Annotated in this window: 1 rRNA gene; it reads left to right on the forward strand. The window is 39.7% G+C overall.

Annotated features, from left to right (window positions below):
* A 23S ribosomal RNA gene (locus O0550_RS24175) occupies positions 1–91 on the forward strand; the annotation flags it as partial.
* Positions 92–340: the final 249 nt, after the last annotated feature.

The following is a 340-nucleotide window of genomic DNA, read 5'->3' on the forward strand; positions in this document are numbered from 1 at the left end:
CCCCTTATAGACGATGAGGTTGATAGGTTCGGTGTGGAAGTGCAGTAATGCATGGAGCTGACGAATACTAATCGGTCGAGGACTTATCCACATTGCCTTTATGCTGACTTCATTATCTAGTTTTGAAGGAATAAACCTTCAAAAAAACTTGACACAAACCATAATATATAGTATAGTTATGGAAGAGTGTTCGAAACATTGACAAGCCTTTGTTCTTTGAAAACTGAACAGTAAAATGTTTGATAGAAACACTAGCCAAGCAAGTTTTGAAGCTTTGATCAAGAACTACTTTAATGGAGAGTTTGATCCTGGCTCAGGACGAACGCTGGCGGCGTGCCTA

The sequence above is a fragment of the Brevibacillus halotolerans genome, assembly GCF_026891775.1.
GTDB classification, from domain to species: domain Bacteria; phylum Bacillota; class Bacilli; order Brevibacillales; family Brevibacillaceae; genus Brevibacillus_B; species Brevibacillus_B halotolerans.